Origin of the sequence: Paramaledivibacter caminithermalis DSM 15212, from assembly GCF_900142245.1 — a bacterium.
Taxonomy (GTDB): domain Bacteria; phylum Bacillota; class Clostridia; order Peptostreptococcales; family Caminicellaceae; genus Paramaledivibacter; species Paramaledivibacter caminithermalis.
In genome coordinates this window covers 1-14,942 of the sequence record NZ_FRAG01000069.1, presented here as the reverse complement: position 1 = coordinate 14,942, position 14,942 = coordinate 1, and the positions used below count along the sequence as shown (strand labels likewise).

Here is a 14,942-nt window from a genome sequence, read left to right as displayed (position 1 = left end):
TTCACCCAATGGGTGCAAAGTCCAATTTGTTGGACTACTTGTTAATACTACGATTCAATCATTTTTGATGTTTTCTATGAATAATTCAGGTTAATTAAGCTTCCGTAAAGTATTGAACTAAGTTTTTTGTAATAAAGATTAGTAATTGTTAAATATTACATGCTTTTAAGTTATTATCAAAGAGAAAACTAATTATAGTAATTTTATAATACAATGCATTTTGATTTTTCAGAACAAGGAAGACCATAAAACTTGGAACATGGAATATGGAACTTGCAACTAATAAAGCGGCGGTAGACGCTTTATTCAAATTAGACGTTTTAGCGACGATAAAATATTATAATACAAATAAACAATATAATAAGCATATTGACCGATAAATATATTAAAAAAAAGGGGTGTTATGATGATTAGTAATTTTGACGTATCAAAGGCAATGACAATTAAATTAGATTCCGTTTTACCTGAATATCCAAAATTTGTAGAGGGGATTAGGCGTGCACCAAAAAGGGAATTTACACTAACAAAGGAAGAAACAGAGCTTGCACTTAAAAATGCACTTCGTTATGTTCCAGAAGAATTACATGAAAAGTTGGCTCCAGAATTTTTAGAAGAACTTTTGACAAGGGGAAGGATTTACGGATACCGTTTCCGTCCAGAAGGACATATTAAGGCAAAACCAATTGATGAGTATAAAGGAAAATGTATTGAGGGAAAAGCTTTCCAAGTAATGATTGATAATAATCTAGACTTTGACATAGCGCTATACCCTTATGAATTAGTTACTTATGGAGAAACTGGAAGAGTATGTCAAAATTGGATGCAATACAGGCTTATTAAAAAGTATTTAGAGGTGCTTACACAGGATCAAACCTTAGTAATTATGTCAGGACATCCACTGGGATTATTTCATTCTAAGCCTGATGCACCTAGGGTAATCATAACTAATGGATTAATGATTGGCATGTTTGATGATTTAGACAATTTTAACAGAGCAGCTGCTTTAGGTGTTGCAAACTATGGACAGATGACTGCTGGTGGATGGATGTATATTGGGCCCCAGGGAATTGTACATGGAACCTACAGTACAATTCTAAATGCAGGAAGAATTAAGCTTGGGATTCCTAAGGATGGAGATTTAAGAGGAAAACTCTTTGTAACATCAGGGCTTGGTGGTATGAGCGGTGCTCAGGGTAAAGCTGTTGAGATAGCTAAAGGAGTAGGGATTATAGCAGAAGTTGACTATTCAAGAATTGAAACAAGACGCTCGCAAGGATGGGTTAGCTATATTGCTAGAACCCCTGAAGAAGCATATAAATTGGCAAAGGAATATATGGAAAAGGAAGAACCTGCTGCAATTGCTTTCTATGGGAATATCGTTGATTTACTAGAATATGCTGTAGAAAATAATATTCATATAGATTTATTATCTGATCAAACTTCTTGCCATGAGGTCTATAATGGAGGGTATTGTCCCCAAGGAATTTCATTTGAAGAAAGAACGGAATTACTTGGCTCCAATAAAGCTAAGTTTAAAGAATTAGTGGACAAAACTTTAAAAGCTCATTACGAAGCGATTAAAGAATTGACTTCAAGGGGTACTTATTTCTTTGATTATGGAAATTCATTCATGAAGGCTATATATGATTCAGGAATCAAAGAAATATCTAAAAATGGAAGAGACGACAAGGATGGTTTTATATGGCCATCATATGTAGAAGATATTTTAGGACCTCAATTATTTGATTTTGGATATGGACCATTTAGATGGGTGTGCTTAAGTGGTAAGCATGAAGATTTATTAAAAACTGATAAAGCTGCTATGGAGGTTATAGATCCAGAAAGAAGATATCAAGATAGAGATAATTGGGTATGGATTAGAGATGCAGACAAAAATAAATTAGTTGTTGGAACTCAGGCTAGAATTCTTTATCAAGATGCTATGGGAAGGATGAATATAGCTCTGAAGTTTAATGAAATGGTTAGAAAAGGTGAAATAGGACCAGTTATGCTTGGTAGAGACCATCACGATACTGGAGGAACTGATTCTCCATTTAGAGAAACTTCCAATATTAAAGATGGAAGTAATATTATGGCAGACCAAGCAACTCAAATATATGCTGGAAATGCTGCTAGGGGTATGAGTTTAGTTGCTTTGCATAATGGTGGTGGAGTAGGTATTGGTAAATCCATTAATGGTGGATTTGGTATGGTTCTTGATGGAAGTGAAAGAGTTGATAATATCTTAAGATCTTCAATGCCTTGGGACGTAATGGGTGGAGTTGCAAGACGTGCTTGGGCAAGAAATGAAAATGCTATGGCGACATGTGTGGAGTATAATGATATGATGGAAGGTAAGGATCATATAACTCTTCCCTATATTCCAAAGGAAGAGCTAATAAAAGATTTAGTAGATGAGGCATGGAAGAAAATCCAAGGATAATAGTAAATTTAAAATATATGTAGGATAAAAGGTTATTCCTTTTTCTTACATGTATTTTATGTATAAGTCAAAGTCTTTAATTAAATTTCTGTAAAATACATTTTTGCAAATGAGGAGGCATAAAAATGACTAATGTAAAAAAAATAGTTGAATGTGTACCTAATTTCAGTGAAGGTAGAGATTTAGAAAAGATAGAAAAAATTGTATCACCTTTTAGAGGAAAAGAAGGTGTTAAGCTATTAAACTATGAAGCAGATAAGGATTATAATAGAGTTGTTGTGACTGTTATGGGTGAGCCAGAGGCTGTTAAAAATGCTGTTGTAGAAGCAGTAGGAGTTGCTTCAGAGGTTATAGATATGACAAAGCATGAGGGGCAACATTCAAGGATGGGTGCAACTGATGTGGTACCATTTATACCAATAAAAAACATGAGTATGACAGAAGCTATTGAGATTGCTAAGGAAACGGGTAAAGAAATAGCAGAGAAATACAATATACCTGTATTTTTGTATGAAAAGGCTGCTACAAAACCAGAGAGAGAAAACCTTGCAAAGGTTAGAAAGGGTCAGTTTGAAGGAATGCCTGAGAAACTTAAGAATCCAGAGTGGAAACCAGATTTTGGAGAAGCTAAAATTCATCCGACAGCTGGAGTAACTGCAGTTGGAGCTAGGATGCCGCTAGTAGCCTATAACATAGATTTAGATACAGACAATATTGAAATTGCGAATAAGATTGCAAGAGCTATAAGACATTCAGGAGGAGGATATAGATTCATCAAGGCTGGTGGAGTTGAAATACCTGAAAGGGGTATTACTCAGGTTACAATGAACCTTACAGATTATACAAAGACTGCAATATATAGAGCCTTTGAAGCAGTTAAAATGGAAGCGAGAAGGTATGGGATAAATGTGCTGGGCAGTGAAATAATAGGACTCGTACCTATGGAAGCTTTAATTGATTCAGCAGCATACTATCTGGGATTATATGGTTTTTCAATGGATAAAGTATTAGAAACTAATTTAATGGAGTAGTGATAATATGGAAAGGGGAAACATATTAATAAAGAATGCTTCAGAGTTAGTAACATGTAGTGGATTTAGCTTGAAAAAGGGTAAAGAAATGAATGATCTTCATATAATAAATGATGGAGCAGTGATAATTGAGGAAGGAATTATTAAAGCCGTTGGAGCTACACAGGAAGTATTAAAAAGTATAAGTGAAGATGATTATGAAGTGATTGATGCATCTCAAAAAACAGTATTGCCAGGATTTGTTGATTCGCATACTCATTTCATATTTGGAGGTTATAGGGCAGAAGAATTTTCTTGGAGACTTCGTGGAGACAGTTATATGGAAATAATGAATCGTGGCGGAGGTATAATAAACTCCGTTAAAGGAACTAAAGAAGCCTCCAAGGAAGAATTGATCAAACTAGGAAAGAAAAGGTTGAATTCAATGCTATCCTTTGGAGTTACTACGGTTGAAGGTAAGAGTGGATATGGTCTAGATTTTGAAACCGAAATAAAGCAATTAGAAGTAATGGAAGAGCTAGATAAAATACATCCTTTAGATATAGTTAAGACTTTTTTGGGAGCCCATGCTGTACCTAAGGAATATAAAGGAAGAGAAGATGAATTTATTGACTTTATAATAGAAGATGTATTGCCTATTGTAAAAAAGAGAAACCTAGCAGAGTTTTGTGATATATTCTGTGAAAAAAATGTATTTTCGGTTGAACAATCAAGAAGACTTTTATTAAAAGCCAAAGAAATGGGTATGAAGTTAAAGATTCATGCCGATGAGATTGTTAGATTAGGTGGAGCTGAACTTGCTGCAGAGATTGAAGCAGTCTCTGCCGATCATTTATTGCAAGCCTCTGATGATGGTATAAAAGCTATGGCCCAAAGAGGTGTTGTTGCTACATTACTTCCCTGTACTGCTTTCAGTTTAAAGGAAGAGTTCGCTAGAGGAAGATATATGATAGACAATGGATGTGCAGTAGCTCTTGCTACAGATTTTAATCCTGGAAGCTGTTTTACGGAATCTATACCATTAGTCATAGCCTTGGCTACTCTATATATGAAGATGTCTATAGAAGAAACAATAACAGCTTTGACAATAAATGGTGCAGCTGCAATTGATAAAGCAGATACTATTGGAAGTATAGATGTGGGTAAAAAGGGAGATATTGTAATTCATGAATTTCCTTCTTACAAGTTTTTACCTTATCACATAGGAGTTAGTACTGTAGAACAGGTCATTAAAAATGGTATAATGGTTTATGATAAAAACAAAGTATTTGATAATATTTAAGTTATAGGAGGAAGGTAAAAATGCTAGGGGATAAAACCATAAAGGATTTTTTAGAGGAAACAGCTTCTAAATCACCTGTTCCTGGTGGAGGAAGCATTGCAGCTATGAGTGCAGGAGTAGCCACAGCTTTAACTGAGATGGTAGCAAATCTTACTATAGGTAAAAAAGGATATGAGGATATACAGGAGGAAATGGTAGAAATAGCATCTATACTGCCAAATATAAGAGAAAGCTTTATAGAGGATATTGATAGAGATGCTGAATCCTTTAATAGAGTTATGGATGCCTTTAAAATGCCTAAAAACACTGATGAAGAAAAGAAAGAAAGAAAAAATGCAATTCAAGATAGTATGAAAAATGCTGCTCTTATACCTTTAGAAGTTGCTCAAAAAGCTTTTGATACAATGCAGCACATATCAAAAGTAGTAGAGAAGGGCAATAAAAATGCAGTTACAGATGGTGCAGTAGCCGCAATGATGGCAAGAACCGCTGTGCTTTCAGCATTATTTAATGTAAAAATAAATTTAAGCTCGATAAAGGATGAAGAATTTGTTAAGATGGTATCGGGTAAAGTTAAGAAATTAGAAATAGAAATTAATAATTTAGAAAAGGATATTTTATCTAAAGTTGACTTATAGGCTGTAAAATAGGGGGTTAGGCAAAGACTTATGCACTAACCCTTTTTTATTGCTAAGGAACTCAAACTTTTTTGCGAGAAATTGTATGGGTCAAAAGCAGTAAATTCAATTGATACAAGAAATTATAAACTATTGCCAGCTAAATTTTAGAAGTAGGATTTAGGTTTTTTTAGACCTAAAAGAATGACTTTAAAACTTGGAACATGGAACTTGCAACTTAAAACGTGGCTTATGAGAGCCTTTGTTCTACAAGTAACTGTCGAAAAAAAACAAAAATTGTAATTAATCATTGCATAGGAAGATATTAATACAATATAATTGTATAAAGTGATAAAATATAGATATAATGCTTTGCGTTTTAATTTATTTAGGGAAATAATGAAGAACTATTTAATGTATAAAAACTTTAAAGTAATATATATCTATCAGAAAGGAGAAATTTATGAATATAAAAGTAATAGGAGACAGTTGCTTTGATATGAACAAAGAATTAAAAAAATTATCACAAATATGCTTAGCACCGTTAAAAATAAGTGTTGGAGAAAAAATGTTTAAAGATGATGAAAATTTAGATCAAAGGACATTATTAGACCTTATGAAGAAATCGGATAAACCACCTAAAACAGCAAGTCCTTCACCTAATGATTTTTTAGAAAGATATAAAGGGGAAGAAGATGTATTTGTGGTAACCTTATCTTCAGAACTTAGCGGTAGTTATAGCAGTGCTGTTTTGGCAAAGAAAATGTATTTAGAAGATTCAAAGGATAAATTTATACATGTTTTTGACTCTCTTAGTGCATCGGTAGGTGAGACATTAGTTGGACTTAAAATCTTGGAATTAGTCCATCTAGATTGCAAACGTAATCAGATTATTGAAAGGGTAGATGAATATATAAAAGATATGAAGACATTTTTTCTTTTAGAATCCCTAGATAATTTAATAAAAGCTGGAAGGATAAATAAAATAGTTGCGAAATTGGCTACGGCTTTTTCAATAAAGCCAATCATGGGTTCAACAGATAAAGGGACTATAAGGTTAGTAGAAAAGGCAAGAGGATCAAAAAAGGCACTAAGGCGTTTGGTTGATCTTATAGGAGAGCAAGGTGAGAGATTAGAGGAGAAAATCATTGGAATCGCACATTGTAATTGTTTTGAAAAAGCACAAAAGCTAAAGGATGAAATTAAAAAAAGGTACAAGTTTAAAGACATAATAATTGTAGAAACTGCAGGAATAAGTACTGTTTATGCTAATGATGGAGGTATTATAATTGCTTTCTAGTTGACTAAAGAAGTAAGGTCAAAGAAGGGGGATAGGATGAATATAATAAAAGTTAAATTATTCAGTACTCCTTATGTAGTTAAGGACGGAGAAAAGATTAATTTTCCATTTATGAAGGCAGAAGCTTTGTTTTACTATTTAGTTGTTAATAAGAAGGCTACTAGAGATGAACTGGTTACTCTTTTTTGGAGTGATTCTCCAGATAAGGTGGCAAAGAAAAATCTTAGGAATGCTATGTATAAAATTAGAAAAACCTTTGATATGGATATCATCATATCTCCTCAAAAGTCAATTGTATTTTTAAATCCAGATATAGTAGTAAGAAGCGACTTAGAATTATTATTAAATAGTGATAACGATTGCATTAATATTTATGATGGTGAATTTTTAAAGGGTTTTGGGGTAAAGAATGCAGAGGGATTTGAAAATTGGCTATTTAGCAAAAGACAATATTATAAAGATATCTATATTTCAAAATTGTATAATTTGATAGATAATTTTTTGGAGAAAAAGAATTTTGAAAAAGCGGAGGAATGTGCAAAGCTGATAATTGCTGAAGATGAGTTTGATGAAAGACCCTATAGAGTCCTAATGAATGTTTATAAAAATCAGGGAGTCTATAATAAAGCTATAGAGCTATATAATAAATTAGAAAATTTACTTGAAACTGAACTTGGAATTACTCCTGATATCAAGACCAAAAATATAATACATGATATAAAGAAGAATCGTAAAGCAAAGCAAATTTCATATGACAATAGTTTAGATGGATTGTTTTATGGTAGAGAGGAAGAGGTTAATTATTTTAATAAAAATTTTTTGTTTTTTATGGATGACAAAGAGTATAAATCCATTTTAATTAGGGGAGAAGCAGGTATAGGAAAAACTAGACTAAAGGATAAGTTTAAAGAATTTATAGAACAAGAAAAAGTATATTTGTTTGAGACCAATTGTTATCAAGCAGAGAAAGGTTATTTTTTAAAACCATGGAATGAAATTTTTCTAAAGCTTGCAAATATCATTGAAAAAGATGATATTAATATACCTCTAGCATGGAGGAAAATGATTTCATATTTATTTCCTGTATTTGACAAAGAACAATGTCTAGATAATAAAAATCCAGTAGAAGTTTTAGATACTTTAAAATTCAGTGTTATTGAGGAAGTCATACATGGAGTTATAAAAAAAATAATTGAAAAAAGAAAAATAGCATTTATATTTGAAGATATACAATGGATAGATGATTTAAGCCTATCACTATTATCAAATATTATGCTTAGGAATAATAATATAATACTTATAACCACCTGTAGAAATGGGTATTATGAAAAAATTGATAGATTTATTACTATGCTAAAATTCTATGATTTAATTGACATACTTGAGCTTAGGAGGTTCACTAAGGATGAAATGGAGGATTTCATAAATAAATATCTTAAGGAGCATAGGATTAAAAATAAAACGAAAGAAAAAATATATAGAGAAACAGAAGGTAATACTTTCTTTCTTATAGAGTATTTAAATATGATAAAGAGTAAAGGAGATTTAGATACCTGTATTTCTCCTAAAATGAAGGATATACTTAAAAGTAAATTTATAGGTATATCAGATGAGGGTAAAAAAATACTAAATATAGTAGCTATATTTTTTGACAAGGCAACACTAAATATTATAAAAGACCTATCTGGAAAAGATGAGCTGGAAATTGTGGAAGTTATGGAAGAACTGCATAATAAATATATAATTGATGAAGTCGGTGGTGAAGAAATTAGCTATAGGTTTACTCATCAAAAGCTTAGAGAATACGTATATAATAGTTTGTCGGTTGCAAAGAGAAAAGTATTACACAATAAAGCAGGGCAGATTATTGAAAAATCCCTTAAAAATGATAAAAGGGATGTATCTATATATCCAAAGCTAATTTATCATTATTCAAATTCTGGTAATATTATAAATACCTTAAAATATACAATAAAATATCTAGATTCATACCTTGATGTAAAACATGAACTTTTTCCTGTAATGAACTATGTAGGCTTTAATGAACCAAATTTCAATAATATGAGTAGTAAAAAAATACTAAAATACTTCAATGACATTGAGAAGCTCTTCTCTAGGTTGAAAAAAATAGAAAAAGAAGATGAAGATGTTATTAGGCTGAAAATAGCTTACCTTCACATAAGGGGTAGATATTTAATTAGAGAAGGTGAATATGAAGAAGGAAAGAAGAATATAGAGGAGATGATAAATAAATCTCTTAGTATTAAATCCTTTAAATATGCCTTAAAGGGATATAGACAAAATATCTATTATGGTATTCAAGTATATGATGTTTTGTTTATGAAAAAAAATATCGATAAGGGACTGGAAATTGCCTATAGCTATGGATCAAAAGAAGATATTGGAATATTTTTGAGATTAAAGGGTTTAAATAAGATTATGATGGAAGAATATGGTAAAGCAGAGGAATTATTGAAGAAATCAATAAGGGCATTTAATGCAATAAATAATGATAAGGGAAAATATTCTTTAAATATTGCGGCTTGTTATAATTACATTGGAGAAATTAGAAGACATAATATGGAGTTTTCTCAGGCATTAACATACTATGATAAGGCTATGAAAATATGTAAGGAGAAGAGTCTATTAAGAGGTTTAACTATTTTCAATACTAATGCGGGACAAGCCGCATTTGAAAAGGGGGATTATTTAAAGGCTAAGGAATATTTAAATAAAGCTATGGAGATATATGAACAGATCGATACTTTATGGGGACGATCTATAGCTGAAGGGTTTCTAGCCTTGATTAGATGCAAAGAAGGGAAATATAATTTAGCACTAAAGCATTTAAAAAATGCTGAGTACTATGCCGATAAATTGAAAAGTCCTTTAGAGATTGGTCTAGTATATAGAGTTAAAGCAGAGATAAAAGCAAATATGGAAAACAACCAAAATTTAAACAATTTTTTTTCTGAGTATCTAAAACTGTCCTTAAATGAATATTGTGATATGGGAATTAAACATTTAAGAAAAGTTAAGGAAGGATATGAAATAGAGATACTAAAGGCTCTTAATAAATGAGAACAAAGGCACCTGTAAGACGCATTTTAGTAGTAAGTAACAAGTTCCATGTTCCAAGTTTTAAAGTCATTCTTTTAGGTCTAAAAAATCTTAAATCCTACTTCTAAAATTTTACTGATAATATTTTACATTTTCTATTTATTACTTCAATTTACTTAAATTCAAATATGCAATTTCGTGAAAAAAGTTTAAACTCCTTAAAAATAAAAAATGTCATTAATATGACATTTTTGATATGATTTTACTTTTAAATGATACTAGAGATAAACCACTTCAAGGTTTAATAAATTTCAAAGAAAATTAGAGATTTATAAATAATAAAATTGGTAATATAAATTATTAAAAAATGGTAAAATAATAAAAAAGAAAGGAGGGGGATCTATGTCTGAATTTAAAATAGCAGTATGCCAGATGGATATTTTAGAAAAAAAAGAAGATAATTTAATTAAAGTAGAAGGTATGCTTAAAGAGGCTAGTCATAATGGTGCAAATTTAGTTGTATTGCCTGAGATGTTCAATTGTCCATACAATAATAGCTTTTTCCCAAAATATGCAGAGGAGTTTCCAGGCATTACTACTAATTTTTTATCAAGATTAGCTAAAGATGAGAATATTTACATAGTTGGTGGTTCCATACCTGAAAAGGAAGGTCAAAAAATATATAATACTTCCTATGTGTTCGATAGAGATGGCAAATTGATTGGCAAACATAGGAAAATACATCTTTTTGATATAGATATAGAGGATGAAATTACATTTAAAGAATCAGAAACCTTAGGGTATGGCAATACTGTTACAGTGATTGAAACGGAGTTTTGTAAAATAGGAGTTGCAATTTGCTATGATATGAGATTTCCTGAATTAATGAGATTGATGGCGATAAAGGGAGCAGAAGTAATAGTAGTTCCAGCGGCCTTTAATATGACAACAGGTCCTGCCCATTGGCACAGTATAGCTAAAATAAGGGCATTGGATAATCAAGTATATTTTGTTGCAGCGTCACCTTCTAGGAATATAGATTCTACTTATGTGGCATTTGGACATTCTTTAATTGTAGATCCGTGGGGAGAAATTATATCAGAAGCCGATGAAAAAGAAACTATAATATACGGGGAAATAGATTTAAATAGAATTAAAAAAATAAGAAATCAATTACCTTTGCTAAAACATAGAAGAACAGATTTATATGATATTAAAGAACTTAGTATACACTAAATTAACTCATTGTGCTAGTTTCTATCTCCAGGTTTTAATATTTCCTTTCACCTTAAGTAAGAAGCTTATTAGGTTGGAGGAAAAATTAAAAAATTTTAATAATTGTTAATATATTTGTTTTAACTTTATAATAATGGTATCATTGGTATGGGAAAACGTATACTGAAAAGTATTTTCAGAAAACTTATTATGCTTTTTACCACGGGAACTTTAACATTTCCATGTATTACATTGGGTTAAGCTTTATCTTATATATAAAATTATTTATATTGGAGGGAAACAAATGTATAAAAAATTATTTATACCTGGTCCAGTTAATGTTGCTGATGATGTACTTGAGAGGCTTTCAACGCCTATGATAGGGCATCGTACTAAGGAAGCTTCTGACTTACAAAGAAGTATTGCAAAAAAAATGCAGAAGCTAATGTATACTGAGAATACGATAATGTTATCTACATCTTCTGGTAGTGGTTTGATGGAAGGTGCTGTTCGTTCTTGTACTAGAAAAAGAGCAGCTGTATTTTCTGTTGGAGCTTTTGGAGATAGATGGTATAAAATGGCTGAAGCGAATGGAGTTCCTGCAGACAAATTTTCTTCAGAGTGGGGTAAACCTACTACACCTGAAATGGTTGATGAAGTACTTTCTACTGGTAAATATGATTTAATTACTATAACCCATAATGAGACTTCAACGGGTATAATGAATCCAGTAGAAGGAATTGCAGAAGTTGTAAAAAAATATCCTGATGTAGTTTTCTGTTTAGATACAGTAAGCTCAATGGGTGGAACAAAGATTGAAGTAGATAAGCTTGGTGTAGATATTTGCATTACGTCAACTCAAAAATGTCTTGGACTTCCTCCAGGACTAGCTATTTGTTCAATTTCTGAAAAAGCTCTTAATGCAGCAAAAGAAGTACCTAATAGGGGATATTATTTTGATTTATTAAACCTATATAACTATATACAAAAGAAAGACCATCAATATCCATCAACCCCATCATTACCCCATATGTTTGCATTAGATTATCAATTAGATAAGATATTAGAAGAAGGAATTGAAAATAGATTTAATCGTCATAAAGAAATGGCAGAGTATGTTCGTGCTTGGGCAAATAAACATTTTAAAATGTTTGCAGAAGAAAAATATGCTTCAAATACATTGACAACTGTAAAGAATACTAAAGGTATTAGTGTTTCAGATTTAAATAAAGAACTAGGTAAGCGTGGCTTCATGATATCTAACGGTTATGGTGATCTTAAAGAAAAAACCTTCCGAATAGCTCATATGGCTGATACTACATTGGAAGAGATAAAGGAATTACTGGCAATCATTGAAGAAATACTTGCCTTATAATATACATAACCATTGGGGGTTTGAATATGATTAGAATTTTAGTTACAGACGGTATGGATACAGGAGCAGTTCAAAGGCTAATAGATGAAGGCTTTGAAGTTGTAGAGGAGCATTTTGAATTAGAAGATTTAAAAGAAAAAGTAAAAGAGTTTGATGCTATGGTTGTACGCTCAGCTACCAAGGTACGTAAAGAGGTATTAGATGCAGCTTTAGAGACTAAAAGACTAAAGCTTGTTGTAAGAGCAGGTGTAGGTGTAGATAATATTGATGTTAATTATGCTTTAGAGCATGGAATACAGGTTATGAATACACCTAAGGCAAGCAGTGCTTCAGTTGCAGAGCTTGCAATAGCCCATATGTTTGCACTTGCAAGACATATTCATATTGCAAATGTTACTATGAGAGAAGGAAAATGGAATAAAAAACAGTATAAAGGAATAGAACTAAATGGAAAAACCTTAGGACTTATAGGTTTTGGAAGAATCGCTAGAGAAACAGCTAAAAAGGCTCATGCTCTTGGAATGAAGGTTATTTATACAAATAGAACAGGTGCTAAAGAGGGATATGATGATTTTACATATATGCCTTTTGATGAGTTGTTAAAAAACTCTGATTTCATATCAATACATGTTCCATTTAATAAAGAAGTAGGAGCAGTCCTTGGAGAAGAAGAGTTTTCAAAAATGAAGGATGGAGTATATATAATAAATACTGCAAGGGGTGGAGTGATTTCGGAAAAAGCATTAATGAAGGCCCTTGACTCTGGCAAGGTGGCAGCAGCGGCAGTTGATGTATTTGAAGAAGAGCCTACTAAAAATAAAGCATTATATACTCATCCTAGGGTTTCACTAACTCCTCATATTGGAGCATCTACAAAGGAAGCCCAAGCTAGAATAGGGGCTGAAGTAGTAGAGGTTATAACTAAATTTTTTGCATAGGAGGTAATATAGTGGCAGTTGTTAAACCGTTTAAAGGAATTAGGCCCAATAAAGATTTAGCTCACAAGGTAGCTTCTTTACCATATGATGTTATGAATAGGGAAGAAGCCAAAGAGATGGCAAAGGGAAATGAATATTCTTTTTTACATGTAGTAAGATCAGAAATAGATGTTGAAGATAGCATAAGTCAATATGACGAGATTGTTTATAAGACAGCAAGAAAAAATTTGGATAATATGATTAGGGATAAAGTATTAGTTCAAGATGATACTCCGAAATTTTACATTTATAGACAGATAATGGATGGTAGAGTTCAAACAGGTATAGTTGGATGTACTTCCATAGATGATTATATCAATGATATTATTAAAAAGCATGAATTCACTAGACCAGAAAAGGAAGTTGACAGAATAAATAATTTTGATTATTGCGATGCAAATACTGCTCCAATTTTCTTAACATATAGAAAAAATGATGAATTGAATAGGATAATAAATGATTGGATAAAATTTCATAAACCAATTTATAATTTTACTAGTGAAGATTCAATAACCCATATAGCATGGATTATTGATGAAGATAACATTAATACCAAAATAAGTGAAATTTTTGATAAAATAGATTATTTATATATAGCTGATGGGCATCATAGATCTGCATCATCAGTAAAAGTTGGCCTTAAAAGAAGAGAAGCTAATCCAGACTACACTGGGCAGGAGGAATTTAACTACTTTTTATCAGTAATATTTCCAGATGAAGATTTATTTATAATGGATTATAATAGGGTTGTTAAAGATTTAAATGGGCTAACATATGAAGAATTTATGAATAAAGTTAGGGAAAAGTTTGATATAGAAGAATACAATGGAGAAGGACAATACAAGCCTGTAGAAAAGCATACCTTTGGTATGTATATAAATGATAAGTGGTATAAATTAACTGCAAAGCAAGGTATATATGATGCAAATGATCCAGTTGACAGACTTGATGTATCAATACTACAAAAAAATCTTTTACATCCGATATTAGGAATAGAAAATCCTAGAACTGATAAAAGAATAGATTTTGTTGGTGGAATAAGGGGTCTTGAGGAACTTGAACGAAGAGTAGCTAAGGATATGAAAGTAGCTTTTTCAATGTATCCAACTACTATGGAAGATTTACTGTCTATTGCAGATGCTGGGGAAGTAATGCCTCCAAAATCTACTTGGTTTGAACCAAAGTTAAGAAGTGGGTTATTTGTTCATAGATTAAGTGATTAATCAATTGACTAAAGTCCCTTGATTGGTTACAAGTTCTAAGTCTTGGGTTATTCTATTGGAACTTTAAAAAACTTATTTAAAGATGAAAATCACAGTCATTTTGGCTGTGATTTTTTGTATTTAGAATACCACCCGCTAAGCGGGTGGTTCCAAAAAGCTTTAGCTATGAGGATAAAAAAATTCCCCCTTTGCTATATAATAAAGTCAGGTCTGACCAACCGACTAAAAAGCAAAGGAGGAAGTCCAATGAAGGACATAAATAGTTTATCACATACGAAATGGAATTGTAAGTACCATATAGTGTTTGCACCAAAGTATAGAAGACAAATTATATATGGGAAAATAAAGAAAGATATAGGGAAAATACTAAGGCAATTATGTGAGTATAAGGGAGTAGAGATAATAGAAGCAGAAGCATG

Annotated in this window: 11 protein-coding genes; all 11 read left to right on the top strand. The window is 31.6% G+C overall.

The features are described from left to right. Positions 1-406 precede the first annotated feature (406 nt). Positions 407-2,443, top strand: coding sequence for a urocanate hydratase (locus tag BUB36_RS16625; RefSeq protein WP_073152884.1), 2,037 nt, complete (start codon positions 407-409; stop codon positions 2,441-2,443). A gap of 125 nt (positions 2,444-2,568) precedes the next feature. Then, complete coding sequence (gene ftcD, locus BUB36_RS16620) at positions 2,569-3,474, top strand: glutamate formimidoyltransferase (protein ID WP_073152882.1); 906 nt, start codon at positions 2,569-2,571, stop codon at positions 3,472-3,474. Positions 3,475-3,481: 7 nt separating this feature from the next. Continuing rightward, positions 3,482-4,756, top strand: coding sequence for an imidazolonepropionase (gene hutI, locus BUB36_RS16615; protein ID WP_073152880.1), 1,275 nt, complete (start codon positions 3,482-3,484; stop codon positions 4,754-4,756). A gap of 20 nt (positions 4,757-4,776) precedes the next feature. Next, positions 4,777-5,394, top strand: a complete 618-nt coding sequence (locus BUB36_RS16610; RefSeq protein ID WP_073152877.1) for a cyclodeaminase/cyclohydrolase family protein — start codon at positions 4,777-4,779, stop codon at positions 5,392-5,394. A 442-nt stretch (positions 5,395-5,836) separates the two neighbouring features. Then, positions 5,837-6,673 carry a DegV family protein gene (locus BUB36_RS16605; protein WP_073152874.1) on the top strand — a complete coding sequence of 279 codons (837 nt, stop codon included), beginning with the start codon at positions 5,837-5,839 and terminating at the stop codon, positions 6,671-6,673. Between the two features lie 36 nt (positions 6,674-6,709). Next, on the top strand, positions 6,710-9,754 hold the full coding sequence (locus tag BUB36_RS16600; protein WP_073152886.1) for a tetratricopeptide repeat protein: 3,045 nt from the start codon (positions 6,710-6,712) through the stop codon (positions 9,752-9,754). 381 nt (positions 9,755-10,135) lie between these two features. Beyond that, positions 10,136-10,969 (top strand): carbon-nitrogen hydrolase family protein, encoded by an 834-nt coding sequence (locus BUB36_RS16595; RefSeq protein ID WP_073152872.1) that lies wholly within the window; start codon positions 10,136-10,138, stop codon positions 10,967-10,969. Positions 10,970-11,252: 283 nt separating this feature from the next. Next, on the top strand, positions 11,253-12,323 hold the full coding sequence (locus BUB36_RS16590; protein ID WP_073152869.1) for a pyridoxal-phosphate-dependent aminotransferase family protein: 1,071 nt from the start codon (positions 11,253-11,255) through the stop codon (positions 12,321-12,323). A 26-nt stretch (positions 12,324-12,349) separates the two neighbouring features. Then, the gene (locus BUB36_RS16585) at positions 12,350-13,261 is read left to right on the top strand and encodes a D-2-hydroxyacid dehydrogenase (RefSeq protein WP_073152866.1); all 912 of its coding nucleotides are present in this window, start codon (positions 12,350-12,352) and stop codon (positions 13,259-13,261) included. Positions 13,262-13,272: 11 nt separating this feature from the next. Further along, a complete protein-coding gene (locus BUB36_RS16580; RefSeq protein ID WP_073152863.1) occupies positions 13,273-14,523 on the top strand; it encodes a DUF1015 domain-containing protein in 1,251 nt (416 codons plus the stop codon). A gap of 246 nt (positions 14,524-14,769) precedes the next feature. Beyond that, positions 14,770-14,942, top strand: a 173-nt coding sequence (gene tnpA, locus BUB36_RS16575) for an IS200/IS605 family transposase (RefSeq protein WP_131821322.1), incomplete at its 3' end; no start/stop codon positions are given.